A 22,503-nucleotide genomic window follows, 5' to 3' on the forward strand; every position below is an offset into this window, starting at 1 on the left:
GGCCGGCCGGCGGCTAGTCGAACCACCTGTCCCGGGCGAGTTCCGCCGTCCGGGACGGGTCCTCCAGGAGCGCCGCCACCTCGAAGCGGCGGGGCCACTGGGCGGCCGACCAGGCCAGCCCGGCGGCCACGCCCTCCAGGGTGGCGGCGTGCACGACCCCGTCGGGGGTCCGGCGCCAGTCCAGTTCGACGCCGCCCGCGCGCAGCTCCTCGTGCTCGACGTACGTGGCCGGTGTCGCCGGGCCGAGCAGGGCGTGCACGGCGGGCGGGACCTCGTGCTCCTCGCCGTCCGACGTGACCTCCGCCTCGACCGCCTCGCTCAGCCGGCGGACCTGGAACAGCTCCGCCAGGTCGGCCGCGCGGGACGGGGCGACCGGGAGCAGGGGCAGCCCGGCCGTCAGCGGCAGCAGGTCCGGGGCGTCCGCCACCAGGGCGTCGGCCGCGTCCACCACCACCAGTTCGCCGTCCACGACCGCCCGCAGTTCGTCCGGAAGGGTGACCTGCTCCGGGTCCAGATCGGCCAGGGCCGTGTACAGGGCGTGCAGCTGCGCGCCGCCGACCTCGCGGTCCGGGTCGGCGAGCCGGGCCAGCAGCTCCGCCGCGCCGCCCGGCTCGTCCAGGAGCGCGGCCACCGAGGTGCGCACCCCCAGGGCCCGCAGCACCTGCTCGTCCTCGAAGCCGGTCGCGTCGGCGGAGTCGTACAGGCCCGCGAGCAGCGGGTCCGTGCCCGCGGCGCGCAGGCCCGCGGGGCGGCGGCCGTCCAGGACCGGGTGGTCGCGCAGCCACCACGCCGTGTACGAGCGGACCGTGTCCGTCGTGCCGTCCGGCAGCAGCACCCTCACCGGCTGCGTCAGCGCGTCCCGCAGCGGCGGCCGCGCCAGCAGCGCCAGCGCCTGCGGCCAGGCGTCGTCGTCCACCAGGTCCAGGTCCCGTACGGCGACGATCTCGGTCGCCACCGGCGGCACCGGCGAGTCCGGGAGCCGGTCGAGGACGTCCTCGCACCACACGTCGACCGCGTCGAGCAGCCCCGCGTCGTCCGGCTCGGGGAAGTCGCTGTCGCGCGGCTCCAGTTCGTCCGGGTCGAGGACGAGGTCCGTGGCGCGGACGAGCGCGAAGTTCGCCAGCACCCCGCAGGCCGCGAGCGGCTGCTCGCCCCAGCGCTCGGCCAGCTCGGCGTCCACGAGGGCGAGTTCGCCCTCGCGCATGACGGCGGCGAACGCGCTGCCCGGCAGCACCAGTTCGCCGGCCGGGGACAGTTCGCCGTCCTCGTCCGGCAGCGCCAGCGCGCCCAGCCACGGCTCGTCGCCGGGCTCCAGCTCCGCCTCCCGGACGAGTCCGAGCACGATCTCCGCCAGCTCGTCGGCGTCCGGCGTGTCCGCGTCCTCGTCCCAGATCTCCCCCGCGTCCAGGGACGCGGCGACCGCGGCCCGCACCTGCGGGGTCGTCAGGATCGCCCGGGGCGTGGCGGGCAGCGCGCCCAGCTTCTCCAGGAGCGGGTGCGCCGCGTCCGGGTGCACGACCTTCAGGCCCAGCCGCGCCAGGTCCGCGGGGGTGTGCTCCTGCGGCAGGAGCAGGTGGCGCGGGCCGACGGCGGTACGGGTCGCCGCGGGCGTCTCCGGCTGCCCGTCCGCGGGAGCCCCGGTCGCCAGCGGCACCGGGAGGCCCGTCAGCCGGTCCGGGTCCACCCCGGACAGCGAGTCGTACAGCCGCCACCACCACGACGGCGCGCGGTCCACGCCGGCGAGCCGGTCCACCGCCTCCGTCAGCGGCACCCGGCCGATCCCGAGGGTGCGCAGCTCGGCGCGGCGCTCCAGGCCGGCCGGCAGCAGCGTCGGGAAGACCTCCGCCAGGACCCGTACGGTCTCGGCGCCCGCGCCCTCCACGACCTCCGCCTCCACCGGCCGCAGCGCCGGCAGTTCCTCCGAGGCGACGGCGGGCGCGAGGAACGCCACGCGCGGCAGCCGGCCGAGGATCGCGGCGCGCAGCGCCCCGTCCAGGGCGCCCTTGCCGACCGGGCCCGGGACGAGGTCGAGGGTGCCGGTGCCGACGGGCTGCCAGTCGCCGAGGAGTTCGGCGTACGCCTCGGCCGCCCGCTCCACGACGAAGTCCGTCAGCGGGCCGGGCGCCGGGTGGCGGCGGGCGGTGTCCAGCGGCAGCGAGGCGATCAGCAGGGCGGGCACGCCCAGCGGTTCGTCGGTGGGCGTCGGCGCGTGCACGACGGGCGCGGTGGCGGGCCGCTGCGGGGCGCCCTCGGCGTCGACGGGGACGGCCCAGGTCACGGACCAGTGCGGGCGCAGCCGTTCCTCGACGGGACGGTCGGCGAGCAGCTTCGGGTCGAGCGGGCCGGCGTGCTCGACGGTGCGCCAGCGGCGGGTGCCGGACGCGGAGTCGTCGATGTGCACGTAGCCGTCCTGCTCGGAGCGGCGCAGCGTCCGTACGCCGTCCGGGGTCTCGACGACGATCTCGGCGAGGCCGGTGAGGGTGAGCAGCAGGGCGTCGTCGATGCCGCGCAGGAGGCGCTCGGCGAGGTCGCCGGCGGCGGAGTCGCGCAGCGGCAGGACGACGACGGTGTCGTAGCCCTCGGGCGCGGCGCCCTCGGCGGGCAGCGGGAGCCGCAGCAGCGGGACGTGGCCCTCGCGGCGGCGCAGTTCGTCGCCGAGGCCGGGGCTGTGCCGGGCCGTGTCGGCGGCCAGCTCGCGGGCCTCGGCGAGGGACCAGCGGACGCCGCCGTGCCGGCCGAGGACGGCGGGCTCGTCGGAGACGGCGAGGACGGCGGCGAAGCCGACGCCGAACCGGCCGACGGCGGCGGTGTCGTGCTCGCGCTTCGCGGAGGCGCGCAGGGTGGACAGCGACTCGACGCCGGTGGCGTCGAGGGGCGCGCCGGTGTTGGCGGCGGCCAGCGCGGCGGGGCCGTCGGCGTCCGCCGGGTGCAGGGTGAGGCGCAGCCGGCCGGGGACGCCGGCCCGGCGGGCGGCGTCGGCGGCGTTCTGCGCGAGCTCGACGACGAGCCGGTCGCGGTACCCGCCGAGGGCGAGGTCCTCCTCGGCGTTCGCGTCCTCGCGGAACCGGGCGGGGCTCGCGCCCCAGGCGTCGAGAACGCCCCGGCGCAGGCGGGCGGTGCCGAAGGGGTCGGCTCCGTCGGTCGTCGTCCGGACGCTGGTCCTCACGGCTGGCTCCTCGGGTACGGCGGGCGGCTACCCACTGCGGCCGAAGGTACCGCGCGAAGCGAGCGACGCGGGCCCGCCCCCACCCGTGTGGGCGCGGGCGTCCGGTCCCGAGCGAGCCGCTACGAGTGGCCCAGGTCCTCCGACGTCGCGTCGGGCGCCGGGACCGAGCCGGAGTCCTTGGCGGGGCGCAGGGGGAACTCGTCCGCGGCCATCGAGTCGAGCACCGGCGCCGCGGGGCGCGGCGGCTTCGGCATGACCGCCGCCTCCGAGTGCCCGCCGCAGCCGTACGCGAGGGACACGACGCGCCCGTCCGCCGGGGAGAACTCGTTCGCGCAGACGCCGAACGCCTGCCGCAGCGAGCCCGCCAGCGGCACCAGGAAGGCGCACGACTCGCAGGACGCGGGCGCCGCCTGCGCCATCGGCGTCTTCGCGCCGAACGCCTCGTCCCAGCGGTCCGCCGCCACGTGCAGCCCGTACCGCGACAGGACCCGCGCCCGCCGCATCCCCAGCTCCTCCGCCACGGACGCGATCGCGCCGCGCGAGGGGGCCCGGGAGGTGATCTCGGCGTCCTCGGCGTCGAGGTGGTCGGCCATCTCCTCCGACACCGCGGAGTTCGGCGGCGGCGCGTCCTCGCCGGTGAAACCGGGCTCGAGGCGCAGGTCGTCCGCCTCGGTCGGCAGCAGGTCCCCCGGCCCGAGGTCGCCCGGCCGCAGCCGCTCGCTCCACGGCACCCACTCGGGTGCGAGGAGCGCGTCGGAGCCCGGCAGCAGGACGGTTTCGTCAAGCGTGACGTTCTTGGCGCGGGAGGCCCGCGTGACGGTGACCGCCCACCGCCAGCCCCGGTAGCCCGGCTCCTTGCACTCGAAGTAGTGCGTGACGACCCGGTCGCCGTCCGCGACGACCCCGGCGTGCTCGCCGACGACGCCAGGAGCCGCGAGCTCCTCCGCCGCCGCCCGGGCGAGGTCTACCGCCTCGGCGCACAGACGGTCGGGGGTACGGGTACGCGTGGCTCGCGGGCTTCGCGTCGTCGCAGCACTCACAGGTCTCGCTTCTCTCCATACGCCGTCTCACGGGTGCGCCGGCCGAGGAGCGAAGCAGCGACGAGCGGTGTACGGGCGGCGGGCGGAGCGGACCTGGGGGCCGCATCGACGTCCGCACCCGACGTTTCTCGTGAGTCTCGCGTGCCTCGGGCACACCTACCAGCATCCATTCTGCGGGATGCCGAAGAGGCGCGCGGCCGAGGACTTCCGCCGGTGGCGCGCTACGCACGCTACCCCGTTCGCCGCCCCCTTCCCACCTGCCCGTCCCAAGAGGGTCGGGAAACCCGGTGCCGCAAGGGGGTGCGGGAGCGAGGAGTGGGGGACGATGAGGGGGTGGCAGCCGCGAGGTCCTCGGGGCCGTCGAAGTCGTCCAGGCCGCCGAGGTCGTCGGCCTCGGCGTCGTCGACGGGATCGCACGACCGGGCCGGGCCGCTCCGCCGGGCGGGCCGGGGACTCGGCCGCGCCCTGCACCTGCCGTTCACCGGCACCGCGAAGGGCATCCGCCGCGCCACGCACGCGCACGGCGCGGGCGAGTCCGGCCTCGGCAAGCTGATCGAGCTGCACGCGGTGAACGGCGCCGGCGATGTGATGATCACCGTGGCGCTGGCGTCCACGGTGTTCTTCTCCGTGCCGACCGACGAGGCCCGCGGCCGTGTCGCGCTCTACCTCGCCATCACGATGGCGCCGTTCACCCTCCTGGCTCCCGTCATCGGCCCGCTGCTCGACCGGCTGCCGCACGGCCGCCGCTGGGCGATGGCGGGCGCGATGCTGACCCGCGCCGTCCTGGCCGTCACCATGTCGGGCGCCGTCGCGACCGGGGGCCTGGAGCTGTACCCGGCGGCGCTCGGCGTGCTCGTGGCGTCGAAGGCGTACGGCGTGGTCCGCAGCGCCGTCGTGCCCCGGCTGCTGCCGCCGAACTTCTCGCTCGTCAAGGCGAACTCGCGCGTCACGCTGGCCGGTCTGCTCGCCACCGGCATCGCCGCGCCGATCGGCGTGGCGATGCAGCGGATCGGCCCGTCCTGGCCGCTGTACGGGGCGTGCGCGCTGTTCCTGCTGGGCGCGTACTGGGCGCTGCGGATGCCGCACAAGGTCGACTCCGCGAAGGGCGAGCGCCCGGCCCACCTGCTCACGCACGGCGAGAAGAAACCCAGCCTGCGGACGGTGGGGCCGGCGGTGCTGCACGGACTGCAGGCGAACGCGGCGCTGCGCGGACTGTCCGGCTTCCTGATCTTCTTCCTCGCCTTCCTGCTCCGGGAGCACCCGCTGGCGGGCCAGAGCGCGGCGGTCTCCCTCGGCATCGTGGGCGTGGCCGCCGGGGTGGGCAACGCCTGCGGGACGGCGATCGGCTCGCTGCTGCGGGCCCGCGGCCCGGAAGTGATCATCGCCACGATGATCCTCGTGGAACTGTCGGCGGCGGTGTGCGCCGCGCTGTTCTTCAGCCCGGCCTGGGTTGCCGTGCTCGGGGGCGTCGCGGGCCTGTCGCAGGCGCTGTCGAAGCTGTCCCTGGACGCCCTCATCCAGCGGGACGTGCCGGAGGTGGTGCGGACCTCGGCCTTCGCCCGCTCGGAGACGCTGCTGCAGATGGCGTGGGTGGCCGGCGGCGCCATCGGCATCGCCCTGCCGCTGAACGGTTCCGTGGGCATGGGCGTGGCCGCGGCGATCCTCGCCACGGGCGCCGTGCTGTCCGTACGCGGCCTGCTCACGGCCCCGCGCCACCCGCCCGCACCCCGCCCGCCCGGCGCCCGCGTCACCTGACCCGGCCCGCCGCGCGGGCCCTCGCCGGTGTGACGGCCCGGGGGAACCGGGGGGTCGGGGAGCCCGGCGGCGGTGCGACCGATAGCCTTCGGCTCATGACCGTTGCGTTCTTCTCCGGCTCGCGCCGCCGGGCCGCCGTGGCCCTGGGGGCCGTCTCCGCCGGCCTCCTCGTACTCTCCGCCTGCGACAAGCCGACGCCGCTCGCGACCGTGACGGTCGGGACGGACTCGGTCCACACCGAGGCCACCTGCTACAACGACGGCAAGGCCATCAAGGAGTCGCTCGTCCAGGGCTGCCTGAACAAGAAGGCCACGACGTCCATCTCCGTCTCCGGCGACGACAAGATCCGCTTCGGCGTCGACCCGGAGATCGCCGACCACGGCTGGACGATCTTCCTCGGCGGCCAGCAGGCCGAGCCGGAGCCGTACAAGAAGACGTACCGGACCATTCCGGCCAGCGCCTTCTTCTCCGCCCAGGGCGGCGAGGCGACCAACAAGACCCAGGTCACCATCGTCGAGAACACCGGCCGGAAGCTCACCGGCATCTGGCAGTTCGAGCTGAAGAAGAAGTCCTGACCCGCCGGTGACCGACCGGATCCTGATCGTGACGGCCGTGGCGGCGGAGGCCGACTCCGTCGCCCGGGGCCTCGCCGGCGAGGGGCGCCCTGACGCCCTGCCCGGCGGGTACGCCCTGCGCCGCCACACGACCGCGGTCCCGGTCCCCACGGCCTCCGGCGGCCCCGCCGCGCCGGCCGGGGCCCCTTCCGCCGTCGACGTGCTCGTCGCCGGCGTCGGCCCGGCGGCCGCCGCGGCCGCCACCGCCACCGCCCTCGCCCGGGCGGCCCTGGACGACGCCCCGTACGGCCTCGTCGTCTCCGCCGGGATCGCCGGCGGCTTCGCCCCGCACGCCCCGCTCGGCTCGGTCGTCGTCTCCGACGCCCTCGTCGCCGCCGACCTCGGCGCGCAGACCCCCGACGGCTACCTGCCGGTCGAGGACCTCGGCTTCGGCCGCTCCGCGCACCGGGTCCCGCCGGCCCTCCTCCGGCACGTCGCCGACGTGCTCGACGCCGGCGGCATCGGCCCCCGCGTCGGCCCCGTCCTCACCGTCTCCACCGTCACCGGCACCGCCGCCCGCGCCGCCGAGCTGGCGCGGCGTCACCCGGGCGCCGTCGCCGAGGCGATGGAGGGCTTCGGGGTCGCCGAGGCGGCGGCCGCGCACGGCCTGCCGGTGATCGAGATCCGCGCCGTCTCCAACGCCGTCGGCCCCCGCGACCGCGCCGCCTGGCGCATCGGCGAGGCCCTGGCCGCCCTGACCCACGCCTTCCGTCTCCTCGCCGGCGGCCCGGCGCCCGGGGACCTCGCGGAGCCCGCAGAACTCAGGAAGCCGAAGTGAAGCTGAAGATCGCGTACTCGCCCTGCCCGAACGACACCTTCGTCTTCGACGCCTGGGCCCACGGCCGCGTCCCCGGCGCCCCGCGCCTCGACGTGACCTTCGCCGACATCGACGTCACCAACGGCTGGGCCGAGCGCGGCGACGCCGCGCACGACGTGCTGAAGGTCTCGTACGCGGTGCTGCCCTATGTCCTCGACGAGTACGCCCTGCTGCCCTGCGGCGGCGCGCTGGGCCGCGGCTGCGGCCCGCTCGTGCTGACGAGGGAGCCGGGCCTGGACCTCACCGGGCGGACGGTCGCGGTGCCGAGCGAACGCTCCACCGCGTACCTGCTGTTCCGGCTGTGGGCGGCGGACGTCGTCCCGGGCGGCGTGGGGAACGTCGTCGTGATGCCGTTCCACGAGATCATGCCCGCGGTGCGGGACGGGAAGGTGGACGCGGGCCTGGTGATCCACGAGGCCCGGTTCACGTACCAGGACTACGGACTGCACCGCCTCGCCGACATGGGCGAGCACTGGGAGCACACCACCGGCCTGCCGATCCCGCTGGGCGCGATCATCGCGAAGCGCTCGCTGGGCGCGGACACCCTGCGGCTGCTGGCCGAGTCGGCGCGGACCTCGGTCCGGATGGCCTGGGACGACCCGGAGGCGTCCCGGCCGTACGTCGTCGAGCACGCGCAGGAGATGGACCCGAAGGTCGCGGACCAGCACATCGGGCTGTACGTCAACGAGTTCACGGCCGACCTCGGGGAGGCCGGCTACGCGGCCGTCCGCGGCCTGCTCACGCGCGCCGCGGCCGAGGGGCTCGTACCGCCCCTCGGCCCGGACGCGCTGCGTTTTCCCTGACGCGGACGCGGCTCACACGTCGAGCTGGTCGGCGACCGCCCGGAGCAGGCCGGCGATCTTCTTGCCCTGGATCTTCTCGGGGTAGCGGCCGCGCTCCAGCATCGGCGTGATGTTCTCCAGGAGCGTCGTCAGGTCCTGCACGATCGACGCCAGTTCGTCCGGCTTGCGCCGCTGCGCCGCGGCGACGGACGGCGTCGGGTCGAGGACCGTCACGGACAGCGCCTGGTCGCCGCGCTGTCCCGCGACCACGCCGAACTCCACGCGCTGACCGGGCTTGAGTGCCTCGACTCCGGCCGGGAGCACGGACGAGTGGACGAAGACGTCACCGCCGTCGTCCCGGGAGAGAAAGCCGAAGCCCTTCTCGGAATTGAACCATTTGACCTTGCCGGTAGGCACGTCCGTCCTCGTCCTCGTACTCGTCGGAATAGCTCTGGATAGCAATCAAGCGGGTCTCCGTGACCCGCCGACATTAAGGCTAATGGTCCGGGGCCTGCTGACAAGACGCCGCCGGTTTGTTCCTCCGGCCTGGGAACTACCCTGGCCGAATGCGTAGTGAAACCCCCGCGAAGCCTTCGAACACCGCCGCTCCGGGTGACGGCCTGATCCGGGCCGGTGCGGTCGTGTTCATCGTCGGCGCGGCGGCCACGCTGGTCACGGTGGCCCCGCTGTTCCTGGGCACGGAGCCGTTCCCGACCGTCGCGTACCTGGTGTCGATGCTGATGGGCGTCGGCTTCGCGCTCGCCGGGGCCGGGGTGCTGCGGTCGATCGCGGCGCAGCGGAAGCAGGCGCGCGGGGTCTAGGCCGGTTCGCCGGCCCAGCGGTGGGCGTCCCACCAGGCGCGGAAGTGTGTCAGGTCCGGCAGGACGACGTCCGCCCCGGCCGCGCGCAGTTCGGGCTCGGCGCAGGGCCCGGTGGCCACGGCGACGGACAGCGCGCCGGCGGCCCGGGCGCCGCGGACGTCGCCGGTGTGGTCGCCCACGTACACGCCCGCGCCGTACTCGCGCAGCGCCTCCGCCTTGCCCTCGGCCCACAGGCCGCCGATCACCGCGTCGGGGTCGATGCCGAGGTGGACGAGGTGCAGCTTGGCGTGCGCCTCGTTCTTGGCCGTGACGACGATCGCCCGGCCGCCCGCCTCGCGCACGGCGGCGACCGCGTCCCGCGCGCCGGGCAGCGCGCCCGAGGGCTCGATCGCGTACGTGGGGTAGAGCGCGCGGTACTGCGTGACCCGGTCCTCGACCTCCTCCGCCGGGAACCAGTGGGCCAGCTCCTGGGCCAGGGGCGGCCCGAGGCGGCTGACCGCGAGGTCCGCGTCGATGAAGACTCCGGTCTCGGCGGCGAACGCCTCGTACGCGGCCTTGATGCCGGGCCGTGAGTCGATCAGCGTCATGTCGAGGTCGAAGCCGACGGTGGGCGGGGTCATCGTCATGGGGGACATTGTGCCGGGCTGTTCGAACGCGGCCCCGAACAGGTGGAACCCGGCCCCGAACAGGCCGGAAATAGTCGCCGCATAAACTACTGCGGCCTGCGCTCCACTGAGCGAAGCCTTACCGAACCTCGCACTGCTGATGGGCCCCGATGACAGCCGCTTTCCGTTCGAGACGGGTCCTCGCGACCTCGGCGGCGGTCGTCGCCCTCCTGCTCGCCGTGCTGCTGAGCCTCGCCGTGGGCGCCCGCGCGGTGCCGCCGTCGACGGTGCTCGACGCGCTGCTGCACGGCGGGACCGGCGACGACGCGCAGGTGGTGCGCGAGCTGCGGGTGCCGCGGACGCTGATCGGCCTGATGGTCGGCGCCGCGCTGGCGCTGGCCGGCACGGCCCTGCAGGGCATCACCCGCAACCCGATCGCCGACCCCGGCATCCTCGGCATCAGCCAGGGCGCGTCCGTGGGCGTGGTCCTGGCGATCGCCTTCGCCGGGGTGCACACGTTGGCCGGATACGTGTGGTTCGCCTTCGCGGGCGCGGCGCTGGCGTCGGTGGCGGTGTACGCGATCGCCTCCAGGGGGAGGGGCGGGGCGACGCCGGTGAAGCTGGCGCTCGGCGGGGCGGCGATCAACGCGCTGCTGCTGTCGGTGACGACGGGCGTGCTGACGACGAAGGCCGCGGCGCTGGACGAGTTCCGCTTCTGGCAGGCCGGTGCGCTGGACGGGCGCGACACGGTGGTCATCGCGCAGGTCTGGCCGTTCCTGCTGCTCGGCACGGTGCTCGTGGTGGCGGTCGCCCGGGGCCTGGACGCGCTGTCGCTGGGCGAGGACGTGGCGAAGGGGCTCGGGCAGAAGGTCGCGACGGTGCGGATCGTGGCGGGGCTGGGCGCGACGGTGCTGACCGGCGCGGCGGTGGCGGCGGCCGGGCCGATCGCCTTCATCGGTCTCGCGGTGCCGCACGTGGCGCGGGCGATCGTGGGTTCCGACCACCGCTGGGTGCTGCCGATGGCGGCGCTGGTGGGTCCGGTGATGCTGCTGGTGGCGGACGTGCTGGGGCGGATCCTGTTCCCGCCGGGCGAGGTCGCGGCGGGCGTGATGACGGCGCTGATCGGGGTGCCGTTCCTGGTGACGCTGGTGCGCAGGAAGGCGGTGCCGGCGTGACCGGGACGGCGACGACGGGCGCGGCACGGGCCGCGGCGGCGCGGGCCGGGACGGTGCGGCCCGCCGGATACACGGTGGTGCGGGCGGGACGGCGCGGGGCGTCGTTCCTGGTGCACCGCCGGTCGGTGGTCGTGGCGGCGGTGCTCGCGGTGCTGCTGGCGGCGGCGTCGGTGGCGTCCCTGTGCTGGGGCGAGCGGTTCGTGGCCCCGGCGGAGGTCGTGAAGGTCCTGCTGGGGCAGGAGTCCCCGGCGGAGCTGGTCGTGGGCACGCTGCGGCTGCCGCGGCTGGTGGTGGGGCTGCTGGTCGGGACGGCGTTCGGGGTGGCCGGGGCGCTGATCCAGACGGTGGCCCGCAATCCGCTGGCCAGCCCCGACATCATCGGCATCAGCCAGGGCGCGGGCGCGCTGACCGTGGGCGCGCTGACGTTCGGCGTGACGTCGTGGACGGTGCTGCCGTACCTGTCGGTGGCCGGCGGTCTCGCGGCGGCGGCGCTGGTGTACGTGTTCGCCTGGCGGGGCGGGCTGCACGCGGCGCGGTTCGTGCTGATCGGGATCGGTGTCGCGATCGCGCTGCGGTCGCTGATGACGCTGTTCATGACGAAGGGCGACTATCTGGTCGCCCAGCAGGCCCAGATCTGGATGACCGGTTCGCTGAACGGGCGCGGCTGGGACGAGGCGGGGCCGCTGGCGCTGACGCTGGCGGTGCTCGCGCCGGCGGTGCTGTGGGCGGCGCGGGCGCAGCGGTCGGTGTCGCTGGACGACGCGACGGCGACGGCGCTCGGGGTGCCGCTGGGCCGGGTGCGGCTGGGGCTGGTGTTCCTGGGCGTGGTGCTCGCGTCGGTGGCGACGGGCGTGGCGGGACCGGTGGACTTCGTGGCGCTGCTCGCGCCGCAGATCGCCCGCCGGATGACGCGTACGGCACAGATCCCCCTGCTCGCCTCCGCCCTGACGGGCGCGGCGGTCGTGGTGCTCGCGGATCTGCTCGGGCGGCGGCTGCTCGCCCCGGTGGAGCTGCCGGTGGGGGTGCTGACGGCGGCGGTGGGCGCGCCGTATCTGATCTGGCTGATCGTGCGCAGCCGTACTTCGGGAGGACGAGCATGAGCAGGTTGACGGCGCGCGGGCTGACGCTGGCGTACGAGGACCGCACGGTGGTGCGGGACCTGGACCTGGACGTGCCCGACGGCAAGGTGACGGTGATCGTCGGCCCCAACGCCTGCGGCAAGTCCACGACGCTGCGGGCGCTGGGGCGGCTGCTGAAGCCGCGGGGCGGGGCGGTGCTGCTGGACGGCGAGTCGCTGGCGAAGCTGCCGACGAAGCGGGTCGCGCAGTCGATCGGGCTGCTGCCGCAGACACCGGTGGCGCCGGAGGCCATCACGGTCGCGGACCTGGTGTCCCGGGGGCGGCAGCCGCACCAGGCGTGGTGGCGGCAGTGGTCCGACGACGACGAGCGGGCGGTCGTGGACGCGATGGCGTGGACGAACGTCGACGACCTCGCGGACCGCTCGGTGGACGAGCTGTCGGGCGGTCAGCGCCAGCGGGTGTGGATCGCGATGGCGCTGGCGCAGGAGACGGACCTGCTGCTGCTCGACGAGCCGACGACGTACCTGGACATCGCGCACCAGGTGGAGGTCCTGGACCTGGTGCGCCGGCTGAACCGTACGCGCGGGCGCACGGTGGTGCTGGTCCTGCACGACCTCAACCAGGCGGCCCGGTACGCGGACCACCTGGTGGCGATGAAGTCGGGCGTCGTCGTCGCGGAGGGCGCGCCGGGGGACGTCGTGACGGCGGAACTGGTGGAGGAGGTCTTCGGCCTGCGGTCCCTGGTCGTCCCGGACCCGATCACCGGCAGCCCGCTGGTGGTCCCGTCGACGCCCTGGTCGGACGCCTCCTAGGGGGTGCCTCCTAGGGGGTGTCCCGTACGACCGGCAGGGCGGCGACGAGTTCGTCGTCCTCGCGCTCGCCGGTGGGCGTGAAGCCGAGGGAGGCGTAGAGGCGGGCGGCCGGGACGTTGTCCGGGTGGTAGGAGAGGCGGATCTCCCGGCAGTCCGGGAGGGCGGCGAGGCGCCGGATCAGCGCGTGCATGGTGGCGCGGCCGAGGCCCTTGCCCTGTTCGGCGGCGTCGATGATCATGCCGCCGATCCAGTGGCTGCCGTCCGCCTCGTCGACGGCCCACATGACGTGGCCCACGACGGCGTCGCCGGCGCGCACGCCGAGCGAGTTCCAGACGCCGCCGCGCATCGACAGGAGCAGGTAGCGGGCGCCGAGGGCGGCCACGAACCGGCGCTGGTCGTCGGTGGGGGCGACGTCGGCGACGGCCCGCCAGTTGTCGTCGGTTATCTCCTCCAGCGTCACGGGCGGGACGGGGCGGTCGGTGCGGTCGTGCGGCACGGTTCTCGGCTCTTCCGTTCGAGGGTGGTCAGGCTTCGGTCGGACGTGCGGAACAGACGTCATACGCGGCGGGAGCGCCAGATCAGGTACAGCGCGGAGGCGAACGCCGCGGCGCGCAGGGCCCAGGGCCAGGTCTCGGACACGGCCCGGGTGAGGGCTTCGCCGCCCGCGGGGACCGGGGCGCCCCAGCGGCCGTCGACGCGGCCCCAGATCCACAGGACTCCGCCGGCCAGCGCCGCGCCCGGCAGGCCGAGGACGGCGAGCTTCGACTCGAACGGGCTCAGCCGGCGCGAGGCGTACGCCAGGAGCCAGCCGCCCGCGAGGGCGAGCAGGGAGCCCAGGACGGCTCCGGCCACGAGCAGGCCCGCGGCCAGCAGCAGCACCGGGTTGCGCAGGGACGGCCGGGACAGCCGGGCGAGGAGCGCCCGCCGCCCGCCCGGTTCCCCGGACTCCGGTTCCTCCTGCTCCTCGGGCTCCTCGTGCCCGTCGGGCTCTTCCGGCTCCTTCGCCGGCGGGCGGAGTATCTCCGCCACCTCCACGCCGCCGACGAAACCCGGCAGTTCCGGCGGGCCCTCGGCCCACCAGTCCCCGGGCTCCGCCCCGGCGGACGAGCCGGCCTGCGCACCGGCCTGCGCACCGCCCGGCGCCGCGCCCGGCGCGCCGGTCCGCGTCTCCGCGCGCGGCGCGGGGACGCCCCCGCCCGCGCGCTCCACCACCTCGTCCGGCGAGCCCAGGCGCTTGAGGATGCGGCGCACCGTCGCCGGGCTGTCGCCGCCGCCGAGCGCCTTGGCGCGCTGCCGGCCGATCTCCTCGCGGAGCTCCGCGACGAGGTTCATCCGTTCCCCGGACGGCAGCTGGCGCTGCTGCGCCAGGTCCCCGACCCGGCTCAGGTAGTCGAAGACCAGCTGCTCGCTCTCGATGCCCATCCGCCCTCCCCGGCCGCTCGGTCATGACGTTAGCGCCTGTCCAGGGGCTAACGTGGTGCGGATGGGGACCGCAGAGCGCAATCGGGAGGCGCACGTGCCCGAACGGAACGCGGGCGGCACGACACCGCCCCGCACCCTCGCCGAGGCGCTCCGCGCCCGCGGTGACGAGGGGCTCGCCGCGCTGCTGCGCGCCCGGCCGGACCTCCTGTCGCCGGTGCCGAACGACCTCACCCAGCTCGCGACCCGCGCCGGCACCCGCGCCTCCGTCGTCCGCGCCCTCGAACGCCTCGACCGTTTCGCCCTGCAGACCGCCGAGGCCCTCGCCGTGGCCCCGGACCCGGCCCCGTACCCGGTGCTGCTCGCGCTGCTGACCGGGGACGAGCAGCCCGAGCCGGCGATCGCCGAGGCGTTGCCGCGCGCGGTGGAGCTGCTGCGCGAGCAGGCGCTCGTCTGGGGCGACGACGACCGGCTGCGCCTGGTCCGCACCGCCCGCGAACTCCTGGCCCCGTCCCCCCAGCACCCCTCCCCCACCGGTCTCGGGCCCTCGGTCTCCGAGGCCACCGCCGGCATGTCCCCCGGCCGGCTGCAGGAGATCATCGCGGCGGCCGGGCTGCCCGCCACCCACGACCCGGTGTCCGCCGTGGCCGCGCTGACGGAGCTGTTCACGGACCGGACGCGCATGGCCGCCCTGCTCGACACCGCCCCGTCCGACGCCCTCGCGGTCCTCGACCGGCTCGTCTGGGGGCCGCCGTACGGCGAGGTCACCGCCGACCCGCCGCCGCCGGTCCGCTGGCTGCGCGACCGGGGCCTGCTGCTGCCCGTGTCGACGCGCACGGTCGTGCTGCCCCGCGAGGCGGCGCTCCATCTGCGCGGCGGCCGCGCCCACCGGGTCGTCGAGCCGGTGCCGCCCGCCGTGGAGGTGCTGCGCGAGTACCGTCCACAGGTTGTGGACAGCGCCGCCGCCGGCCAGGCGTACACCGCGCTCGCCACCGTCGAGGAGCTGCTGCGCGAGTGGAACGAGGGCGGCCCCCCGGTGCTGCGCGCCGGCGGCCTGTCCGTACGCGACCTCAAGCGCACCGCCGTCGCCCTCGACGTGTCCGAACCGGTCGCCGCCTTCTGGCTGGAGCTCTGCCACGGCGCGGGCCTGCTCGCCTCCGACGGCGAGGCGGACGAGCGGTACGCGCCGACGCCCGCGTACGACGAATGGCTCGACCTGCCGCCCGCCGACCGCTGGGCCCGCCTCGTCGGCGCCTGGCTCCCGGGCACCCGCACCCCGGGACTCGTCGGCGGCCAGGACGCCAAGGGGCGCACGCTGTCCGTGCTCGGGCCGGACCTCGACCGCTCCCCCGCCCCCGAGGTGCGCCGCCGGGTCCTGACCCTGCAGGCCACCCTCCCGCCGGGCGCCGCCGCCGACCCGCGGTCCGTGCTCGCCCGGCTCGCGTGGGAGCGCCCGCTGCGCGGCTCGGCCGCCGCGGCCCCCGGCCGCGCCGACACGGCCGCCGGGCCCACCGACCTGCGCTCCAGGCTCGCCCTGTGGGCGCTCGACGAGGCCGAACTCCTCGGGCTCACCGGACGGGGGGCGCTCTCCGGGCACGGCCGGGCGCTGCTCAACCTGCCGCTCGACGGGCCCTGCCCCGACCGCGCCCCCGGCGAGGTCGGCGGCGGGGTGGAACTGTCCGTCGCCGCCTCCCGCGCGGCCGCGCTGCTCGCGCCGCTGCTGCCCGGGGCCGTCGACCACGTCCTGCTCCAGGCGGACCTGACCGCCGTCGCGCCCGGCCCGCTGAAGCGGCCGCTCGCCGAGACGCTGGCCGTGCTCGCCGACGTCGAGTCGAAGGGCGGCGCGACCGTCTACCGGTTCACCCCGGCGTCGGTGCGCCGCGCCCTGGACGCCGGGCGCAGCGCCTCCGACCTGCAGGAGTTCCTGGCCGCCCACTCCCGTACGCCGGTGCCTCAGCCGCTCGCGTACCTGATCGACGACGTGGCCCGCCGGCACGGCCACCTGCGGATCGGGGCGGCGTCCGCGTACGTCCGCTGCGACGACGACGCGCTGCTCGGCGAGATCCTCGCCGACCGCCGGTCAGCGGCGCTCCGGCTGCGCCGGCTCGCGCCGACCGTGCTCGCCGCGCAGACCGACCCGGCCACGCTGCTCGAAGGGCTGCGCGCGATGGGCTACGCGCCGGCCGCCGAGTCCGCGGCGGGCGACGTGCTCATCACCCGCGCCGACGCGGTCCGCACCCCGCCGCGCACCGCGCCCGTCCCGGTCCCGGACGGGCCGCCGGCCCCCGACGGCACGCTCCTGAAGGCCGCGGTCCGCGCGATCCGCGCCGGGGACCTCGCCTCGACGGCGGTCCGCAAGGAACGCCCGGACGCGCCGCCGCGCGCGCCCGGCGAACTGCCCCGCACCTCCGCGGCGGAGACCCTCGCCACGGTGCAGGCCGCGGCGCTGACCGGCTCGGCGGTGTGGATCGGGTACGTGAACGCCGACGGCGCCGCGAGCCAGCGGGTGATCGCGCCGGTCCGGGTGGAGGGCGGCTTCGTCACCGGCTACGACCACACGGCCGACGAGGTCCGCACGTTCCCGCTGCACCGCGTTACGGGCGTCGCGGAACTCGCCGACGACGAGGGCTAGCAGCCCTCCTCCCGAACGACGCGTACTCCACGACGACGCCTGCTCGACGAACGTCCGCTCCAGGACGACGCCTACTCCAGGACGAACGTCGTGAGCACCGCCGCGTGGTCCGACGGCCACGCGTTCGCCGCGACCTCCGGCCACGGGTTCGGGGTGCCCGTGACCAGGGTGCGTGAGTCGAGCACCCGCAGCCCGCGGCCGTTGTGGAGGACGTAGTCGATGCGGTCCTGCGGTTCGGGCCTCCCGTTGCCGGAGCCCTCGTCCGGGTGCGTGACGTGGACCGGCGACCAGGTGTGGCCGGGGCTGCGCACCGGGTCGGGGTGGACCTCCCGGTACGAGTCGCGCAGCCCGGCCGCCTCGGCGGCCAGCGTCACCGGCCACGGGACGGTGGTGCGGTCGAGGTGCGAGGGCGCGTTGAAGTCGCCGACGAGGACGACCGGACGCGCGTTCCCGGCCGCCGCCGCGATCCGCTCCAGGGTGTCCCGCATCTGACCGAGCCTCACCTCCTCGTGGGCGACCAGCTCCTCGGCCGGCAGCCCGTCGAAGTCGGCCTCGTACGGCCCGTACGGGGTGTAGTGCAGGTGCGCGGTCCAGACGTCCACCTCGTGGCCGTCGTCCGTGCGGACGCGCACGCCCGTGGCCCCGTAGAAGCCGACGTCCGGGTCGCCGAGGCGGGCGACGATCGGGTGCCGGCTGACGATGCCGAGGTTGTCGCCCACGTGGTGTCCGTGCCAGCCGAGCGCCTCGGCCAGCTCCTCCGTCGCGGCGGGGCCGGCCTCCTGCAGGCCCACGACGTCGGCGCCCGAGCCGCGGATCGCCGCGAGCTGCTTGGCGCGGCCGTCGTCGACCATCGCCCCGCCGAACCACAGGTTCCAGCTCATCACCGTCAGCCGGGGGCCGCCGGCCATGGCGCGCAGCCGGTCGGGGGTGACCTCGGTGAGGCTGTCGAGGACGGTCCGGCCGGGCGCGGCGTCGATCGGCGCCAGGGACGGCACGGCGAGCACCGCGCAGCCGGCGGCCTCGGCGGAGCCGACCCCGGTGGGCGTGTCCTCGACGGCGACGCAGCGGGCCGGGTCGACGGCCAGGGCCCGGCAGGCCGCGAGGTACGGGTCGGGCTCGGGCTTGGTGCGGGCGGTGTCGTCGGCCGTGACGGACACCGCGAACGCGGGGGCGCCCAGCGCGCCGAGGGCGGCGAGCACGGTGTCGGCGACGGACCGCGGGGAGGCGGTCACCAGGGCGGTGGGCACGCCGTCGGCGGCGAGCGAGGACAGCAGGGCCAGCGCGCCCGGCCGGGGCACGACCCCGGCCCGGACGCGGTCGGCGAACTCGCGGTGCAGCGCGGCGGCGAGGTCCTCGGCCGAGCCGCCGTCGGCGGCGGCCAGCCAGGCGGCGGTGTGCTCGACGGGGCGGCCGAGCACGTCCGGCCGGTCGGCGTCGGTCAGCGGGCGTCCGGCGACCTGCTCCACCGCCTCCCACCACAGGCCCTCGGTGTCGACGAGGGTGCCGTCCATGTCGAACAGGACGGCCTGGAGGGCGGCGCCCGGCTGTGCGGTCAGCGTCACGTTCTCTGTTTCTCTTTCCATCGGAAGACGTACGGCTGCGAGGCCGGCGCGCTAGCGCGCGGCGCGCTCGGCCACCAGGACCGGCTGCTCGCGCGGGGTCACCGTCACGGCGTCGCCGACGGCCAGCGCGCGGGCCTCGTGGGCGGGCAGGTCGGCCTTGGCCTCGGTGCCGTCCGCGAGCCGGACGGTGAGCCGGACGACGGCGCCGAGGAACGAGGCCGCCGTGACCCGGGCGGTGCCGGAGGCGTCGGCGGCGACCCGCAGATCCTCGGGCCGGACGAGCACGTCGACCTCGGCCGTTGCGGGCGCGTCGCCGTCGACGGGGAGGCGCCGCCCGAGGACCTCGACGGTGCTGCCGTCGAGGTCCCCGGGGATCCGGCTCATCGTGCCGACGAACTCGGCGACGAAAGCCGTGGCGGGCCGACCGTACAGCTCCGCGGGCGGGGCGATCTGCTCCAGGCGGCCGCCGTGCATGACGGCGACGCGGTCCGCCATGGACAGCGCCTCCTCCTGATCGTGCGTCACGAACAGGGTGGTGATGCCCAGTTCCCGCTGGATGCGGCGGATCTCCTCGCGCAGGGTGAGCCGCACCTTGGCGTCGAGCGCGGACAGCGGCTCGTCGAGGAGCAGGACGCGGGGGCGCAGGGCGAGGGCGCGGGCGAGGGCGACGCGCTGCTGCTGGCCGCCGGAGAGCTGGTGGGGGTAGCGGCCGGCCTGGTCTCCGAGGCCGACGAGGTCCAGGAGTTCCGTGGCGCGGGCGCGCCGCTCGGCGGTGCGGACCTTGCGCATCCGCAGCCCGAAGGCGACGTTGTCGAGGGCGCTGAGGTGCGGGAACAGGCTGTACGACTGGAAGACCATGCCGGCGTCGCGGCGGTGGGCGGGGACGCCGGTGACGTCCTCGCCGTCGACGAGGATCTCGCCGGAGTCGGGGCGCTCGAAGCCGGCGAGCATCCGCAGGGCGGTGGTCTTGCCGCAGCCGGACGGGCCGAGCAGGGCCAGGAGTTCCCCGGGCCGGACGGTCAGGTCGAGCCCGTCGAGGGCGACGGTGGCGCCGAACGCGCGGCGCAGGCCCCGGAATTCGACCGTGGCGGCCGAGTCGGTGGCGGCGGGGCCGGCCTTCGGCCGGGAGGCGGTGACGGTCATGTCGGGTTCACTTCTCGGTGGTGGTCGGGGCGGCGGGGCGGGCGCCGGCGAAGGCGAGGCCGAGCAGCAGCAGCCAGGTGACGAACAGGCTGAGCACGGACACGGCCACGGACAGCTGGGCCTGCGAGCCGCCGATGCCGACGATCCAGACGGCGAACGGCCGGAACTTCAGGATCTGGGCGACGGTGAACTCGCCGAGCACCAGCGCCAGGGTGAGGAACGACGCGTTCAGCAGCGCCCCGCGCAGGTTCGGCAGCACCGCCCGCAGCAGGGCCCGCGGCCAATTCGCGCCGCAGTTGCGGGCGGCCTCGACGAGCGTGGGCACGTCGACGGCGCGCAGGCCCGCGTCGAGGGCCCGGTGCACGAACGGCAGCGCCATCACCGTGTACGCGAGGACGAGCACCACCGGGAAGTCCGGGTTCTGGACGGCGACGAAGGTCTGGAAGAGCGGCGTCCGGGAGAGGTGTTCGGGCCCCCAGGTCAGGACGGAGGCGATGCCGGCGACGAACGCGATCGGCGGCACGACCAGCGGCAGCGAGCAGACGACCTCGACGACCGGCCGCAGCCGCGGCGCGCCGAGCCGCAGCGCGACCATGGCGGGCACCATCAGCAGCAGCACCAGCGCGATGGTGGCGGCGGCCAGTTCGAGGGAGAGCAGCAGGCTGGTGAGGAAGCCCTCGGCGCCGAGCAGTTCGGTGTAGGCGTCGAAGGTGAGGCCCCGGCCGGGGACGTCGATCGTGAAGAGGACGGAGGCGGCCAGCGGCACCAGGAAGTAGACCGCCGCGACCAGCAGGACGACACCGCGCCCGGGGCGTACGCGGAGGGCAGGGGTCAGGCGAGCCATCGGGCGCTCCGTCGTTGCAGGGGGAGGTACACGGCCATGACGAGCCCGGCGACGAGGACCATGTCCAGGCTCAGCGCCAGGGCCACGTTCTCCTGGCCGACCATGACGTTGCCGGCGAGCGCGTCGGCGATCTGCAGGGTGACCAGCGGGACCGAGCTGCCGACCATCGCGGCGGCGGTGGCGTAGGCGGCGAAGGCGCTGCCGAAGAGCAGCACGAAGCCGCCGAGGAGCGACGGGGCGAGCACCGGCAGGGCGACGTGCCGCCAGTACTGGGCGGGGGTGGCGCCGTTGTCGAGCGCCGCTTCCCGCCACTGGGACCGCAGTCCTTCGAGCGCCGGCGTGATGGTGAGCACCATCAGCGGGATCAGGAAGTACAGGTAGGCCAGGGTCAGTCCGGTGAAGCCGTACAGCGTCCAGCCCTTGTCGGCGAGGTCGAGCTTCCGGGTGAGGAAGCCGGCGTTGCCGAGGGTGGCGACGAAGGCGAAGGCGAGCGGGACGCCGCCGAAGTTGGCGAGCACGCCGGAGGCGGTGAGCACGGCCTGCCGGAGCGCCTCGGAGCGGGAGGTGACGACGGCCTGGGCGAGCAGGAGTCCGGCGACGACGCCGATGCCGGCGGAGACGGCGGACAGCTCGACGCTGCCGAGCAGGGCGGTGAGGTACGCGCCCTGGAGCGAGGTGGCCAGGTTGTCGAGCCCGTACGAACCGGCCCCGGTGACCGGGTCCTTCACGGTGAACGCGCCGGCCAGCATCGCCAGGGCGGGGACGCCGAAGGCGAGGGCGGTGACCGCGAGCAGCGGGACGACGGCGAGCCAGGCGGGGGTGCGGAAGGGGGCGCGGAGGGGGGTGCGGCCCCGCCGCTTCCCCGGGGTGGCCGGGGAAGCGGCGGGCGCCTGGGCCCTCCGCGTGGGGGCCGTCGCCGCGGTCGCGGGACGGGCGGAGGCGGGGAGGGTCATCCGGAGACGGCCTTCCCCCAGCCCTGCGCCAGGGTGGTCTTGGCCTTGGCCGCCTGGGCCTCGGACGGGAACGCGGGCGTGCCGGGGACGGCGGGCAGCTTGGCGGCGGCGTCCTTGTCGAGCGTGCCGGCCTTCTCCATGGCGGGCATCAGGACCGGGCGGGCGTAGCCCTTCAGCCAGAGGTTCTGGCCCTCGGCGCTGTAGAGGTACTCCTGCCACAGGCGGGCGGCCGCGGGGTGCGGGGCGTCCTTGTTGACGGCCTGCGAGTAGTACTGGGAGAACCGGCCGTCGGCGGGGACGACGACCTTCCAGTCGAGGCCCTTGCTCCGGAACTGCTCGGCGTAGCCGGCGTTCAGGTAGTCCCAGTCGATGGTGAGGGGCGTCTCGCCCTTCTCGACGGTGGCGGGGGTGGCCTCGACGGGGTTGAAGTTGCCGTTGGCCTTCAGCTTCCCGAAGAAGTCGATGCCGGGCTGGATGTCGTCGAAGGAGCCGCCGTTGGCCAGGGAGGCCGCGAAGACGCCGGCGTAGGCGGAGCCGGACTTGGTCGGGTTGCCGTTGAGGGCGACCTGGCCCTTGTACTCGGGCTTGAGCAGGTCCTTGAAGGTGGCCGGGCAGGTCTTCACGCGCTTGGCGTCGCAGCCGATGGAGACGTAGCCGCCGTAGTCGTTGTACCAGCGGGCCTGCGCGTCCTTCTGGGCGGCGGGGATGTCGGCGAAGGCGGCGACCTCGTACGGGGCGAACAGGCCCTGCTGGGCGCCGGAGAGCGCGAAGGACTGGCCGAGGTCGAGGACGTCGGGGGCGCGGTCCTGGCCCTTGAGGGTGGTGACGGCGCTGATCTCCTCCTGGCTGGAGCCGTCCGGGTTGTCGACCTCGACGGTGATCCCGTACTTCTTCTCGAAGCCGTCGATCAGCGCGCCGTAGTTGGCCCAGTCGCGGGGCAGGGCGATGGCGTTCAGCCGGCCCTCCTTCTTGGCCGCCTTCACGAGGGCGTCCATGCCGCCGAAGTCGGCGGCGGAGGTGGCCGTGGCGGCGTTCCTGCCGTCGGCGGTCGTGGTGTCGTTCTCGGGGGCGGCGCCGCAGGCGGTCAGGGCGAGGGCGGCGACGAGCGCGAGCGAGCCGCAGGCGGCGGCGCTTCTCGGGGGGACGGACACGGCTTCTCCAGGGGGAGCGTCGTAGGGGGACAACTTGTCTGAACAAGTCGGCCTCAGTACGCCCGGCGATGGTGACACAAAGATGAACCCGAAGGGAACGCATCCCCGTTGTTTTTTGCACAGTCACCGGATC

20 protein-coding genes are annotated in these 22,503 nt (G+C 75.6%); 9 read left to right on the forward strand and 11 right to left on the reverse strand.

Translation table 11 applies throughout. The features are described from left to right. Positions 1-13 precede the first annotated feature (13 nt). Positions 14-3,166 (reverse strand): sacsin N-terminal ATP-binding-like domain-containing protein, encoded by a 3,153-nt coding sequence (locus ACNJ93_RS13845; RefSeq protein ID WP_418957713.1) that lies wholly within the window; start codon positions 3,164-3,166, stop codon positions 14-16. 119 nt (positions 3,167-3,285) lie between these two features. Beyond that, positions 3,286-4,206, reverse strand: a complete 921-nt coding sequence (locus tag ACNJ93_RS13850; protein ID WP_418957714.1) for a DUF3027 domain-containing protein — start codon at positions 4,204-4,206, stop codon at positions 3,286-3,288. Positions 4,207-4,671: 465 nt separating this feature from the next. Here ACNJ93_RS13850 and ACNJ93_RS13855 point away from each other — a divergent pair, with 465 nt between their 5' ends. The 4 genes from ACNJ93_RS13855 to ACNJ93_RS13870 all read left to right on the forward strand — a co-directional run bounded on the left by ACNJ93_RS13855 (position 4,672) and on the right by ACNJ93_RS13870 (position 8,195). Next, complete coding sequence (locus ACNJ93_RS13855) at positions 4,672-5,961, forward strand: MFS transporter (protein WP_418961399.1); 1,290 nt, start codon at positions 4,672-4,674, stop codon at positions 5,959-5,961. 95 nt (positions 5,962-6,056) lie between these two features. Further along, on the forward strand, positions 6,057-6,536 hold the full coding sequence (locus ACNJ93_RS13860) for a DUF2771 domain-containing protein (protein WP_418957715.1): 480 nt from the start codon (positions 6,057-6,059) through the stop codon (positions 6,534-6,536). A 7-nt stretch (positions 6,537-6,543) separates the two neighbouring features. Next, positions 6,544-7,353 (forward strand): futalosine hydrolase, encoded by an 810-nt coding sequence (locus ACNJ93_RS13865; RefSeq protein WP_418957716.1) that lies wholly within the window; start codon positions 6,544-6,546, stop codon positions 7,351-7,353. Next, entirely contained in the window at positions 7,350-8,195 is an 846-nt protein-coding gene (locus ACNJ93_RS13870; RefSeq protein ID WP_418957717.1) for a 1,4-dihydroxy-6-naphthoate synthase, read from the forward strand. Before ACNJ93_RS13865 ends, ACNJ93_RS13870 begins: the two co-directional genes overlap by 4 nt. A gap of 12 nt (positions 8,196-8,207) precedes the next feature. Here ACNJ93_RS13870 and ACNJ93_RS13875 read toward each other — a convergent pair whose 3' ends face one another. Then, a complete protein-coding gene (locus ACNJ93_RS13875) occupies positions 8,208-8,591 on the reverse strand; it encodes a cold-shock protein (RefSeq protein ID WP_418957718.1) in 384 nt (127 codons plus the stop codon). 149 nt (positions 8,592-8,740) lie between these two features. Between ACNJ93_RS13875 and ACNJ93_RS13880 the strand changes: the two genes are divergently transcribed. Next, positions 8,741-8,995 (forward strand): hypothetical protein, encoded by a 255-nt coding sequence (locus ACNJ93_RS13880; protein ID WP_418957719.1) that lies wholly within the window; start codon positions 8,741-8,743, stop codon positions 8,993-8,995. Here ACNJ93_RS13880 and ACNJ93_RS13885 read toward each other — a convergent pair. Then, positions 8,992-9,630, reverse strand: a complete 639-nt coding sequence (locus ACNJ93_RS13885) for an HAD family hydrolase (protein WP_418957720.1) — start codon at positions 9,628-9,630, stop codon at positions 8,992-8,994. The genes ACNJ93_RS13880 and ACNJ93_RS13885 overlap by 4 nt on opposite strands. 140 nt (positions 9,631-9,770) lie before the next feature. On the opposite strand from ACNJ93_RS13885, the gene ACNJ93_RS13890 reads away from it, so the two are divergent. From ACNJ93_RS13890 to ACNJ93_RS13900, 3 genes are read left to right on the forward strand one after another with little or no spacing between them, the layout of a single operon-like run. Beyond that, positions 9,771-10,775 (forward strand): FecCD family ABC transporter permease, encoded by a 1,005-nt coding sequence (locus tag ACNJ93_RS13890; protein ID WP_418957721.1) that lies wholly within the window; start codon positions 9,771-9,773, stop codon positions 10,773-10,775. Then, positions 10,772-11,875: a FecCD family ABC transporter permease gene (locus ACNJ93_RS13895; RefSeq protein WP_418957722.1), complete on the forward strand. Its 1,104-nt coding sequence runs from the start codon at positions 10,772-10,774 to the stop codon at positions 11,873-11,875. Before ACNJ93_RS13890 ends, ACNJ93_RS13895 begins: the two co-directional genes overlap by 4 nt. Next, complete coding sequence (locus ACNJ93_RS13900) at positions 11,872-12,666, forward strand: ABC transporter ATP-binding protein (protein ID WP_418957723.1); 795 nt, start codon at positions 11,872-11,874, stop codon at positions 12,664-12,666. Before ACNJ93_RS13895 ends, ACNJ93_RS13900 begins: the two co-directional genes overlap by 4 nt. A gap of 10 nt (positions 12,667-12,676) precedes the next feature. On the opposite strand, the gene ACNJ93_RS13905 is transcribed toward ACNJ93_RS13900, so the two are convergent. Beyond that, positions 12,677-13,162 carry a GNAT family N-acetyltransferase gene (locus ACNJ93_RS13905; RefSeq protein WP_418957724.1) on the reverse strand — a complete coding sequence of 162 codons (486 nt, stop codon included), beginning with the start codon at positions 13,160-13,162 and terminating at the stop codon, positions 12,677-12,679. Between the two features lie 59 nt (positions 13,163-13,221). Next, positions 13,222-14,088 (reverse strand): HAAS signaling domain-containing protein, encoded by an 867-nt coding sequence (locus ACNJ93_RS13910; protein ID WP_418957725.1) that lies wholly within the window; start codon positions 14,086-14,088, stop codon positions 13,222-13,224. 61 nt (positions 14,089-14,149) lie between these two features. On the opposite strand from ACNJ93_RS13910, the gene ACNJ93_RS13915 reads away from it, so the two are divergent. Then, a complete protein-coding gene (locus ACNJ93_RS13915; RefSeq protein WP_418957726.1) occupies positions 14,150-16,717 on the forward strand; it encodes a helicase-associated domain-containing protein in 2,568 nt (855 codons plus the stop codon). 71 nt (positions 16,718-16,788) lie between these two features. On the opposite strand, the gene ACNJ93_RS13920 is transcribed toward ACNJ93_RS13915, so the two are convergent. From ACNJ93_RS13920 to ACNJ93_RS13940, 5 genes are all read right to left on the reverse strand, one after another. Beyond that, on the reverse strand, positions 16,789-18,228 hold the full coding sequence (locus tag ACNJ93_RS13920) for an HAD-IA family hydrolase (RefSeq protein WP_418961400.1): 1,440 nt from the start codon (positions 18,226-18,228) through the stop codon (positions 16,789-16,791). A 102-nt stretch (positions 18,229-18,330) separates the two neighbouring features. Continuing rightward, positions 18,331-19,422 carry an ABC transporter ATP-binding protein gene (locus ACNJ93_RS13925; protein WP_418957727.1) on the reverse strand — a complete coding sequence of 364 codons (1,092 nt, stop codon included), beginning with the start codon at positions 19,420-19,422 and terminating at the stop codon, positions 18,331-18,333. 7 nt (positions 19,423-19,429) lie between these two features. Further along, on the reverse strand, positions 19,430-20,266 hold the full coding sequence (locus ACNJ93_RS13930) for an ABC transporter permease (RefSeq protein ID WP_418957728.1): 837 nt from the start codon (positions 20,264-20,266) through the stop codon (positions 19,430-19,432). After that, the gene (locus ACNJ93_RS13935) at positions 20,254-21,219 is read right to left on the reverse strand and encodes an ABC transporter permease (RefSeq protein ID WP_418957729.1); all 966 of its coding nucleotides are present in this window, start codon (positions 21,217-21,219) and stop codon (positions 20,254-20,256) included. The genes ACNJ93_RS13930 and ACNJ93_RS13935 overlap by 13 nt, the downstream gene beginning before the upstream one ends. Continuing rightward, on the reverse strand, positions 21,216-22,370 hold the full coding sequence (locus ACNJ93_RS13940; RefSeq protein WP_418957730.1) for an ABC transporter substrate-binding protein: 1,155 nt from the start codon (positions 22,368-22,370) through the stop codon (positions 21,216-21,218). The genes ACNJ93_RS13935 and ACNJ93_RS13940 overlap by 4 nt, the downstream gene beginning before the upstream one ends. Positions 22,371-22,503: the final 133 nt, after the last annotated feature.

The organism is Streptomyces tritici (genome assembly GCF_048500665.1).
Taxonomy (GTDB): Bacteria; Actinomycetota; Actinomycetes; order Streptomycetales; family Streptomycetaceae; genus Streptomyces; species Streptomyces tritici.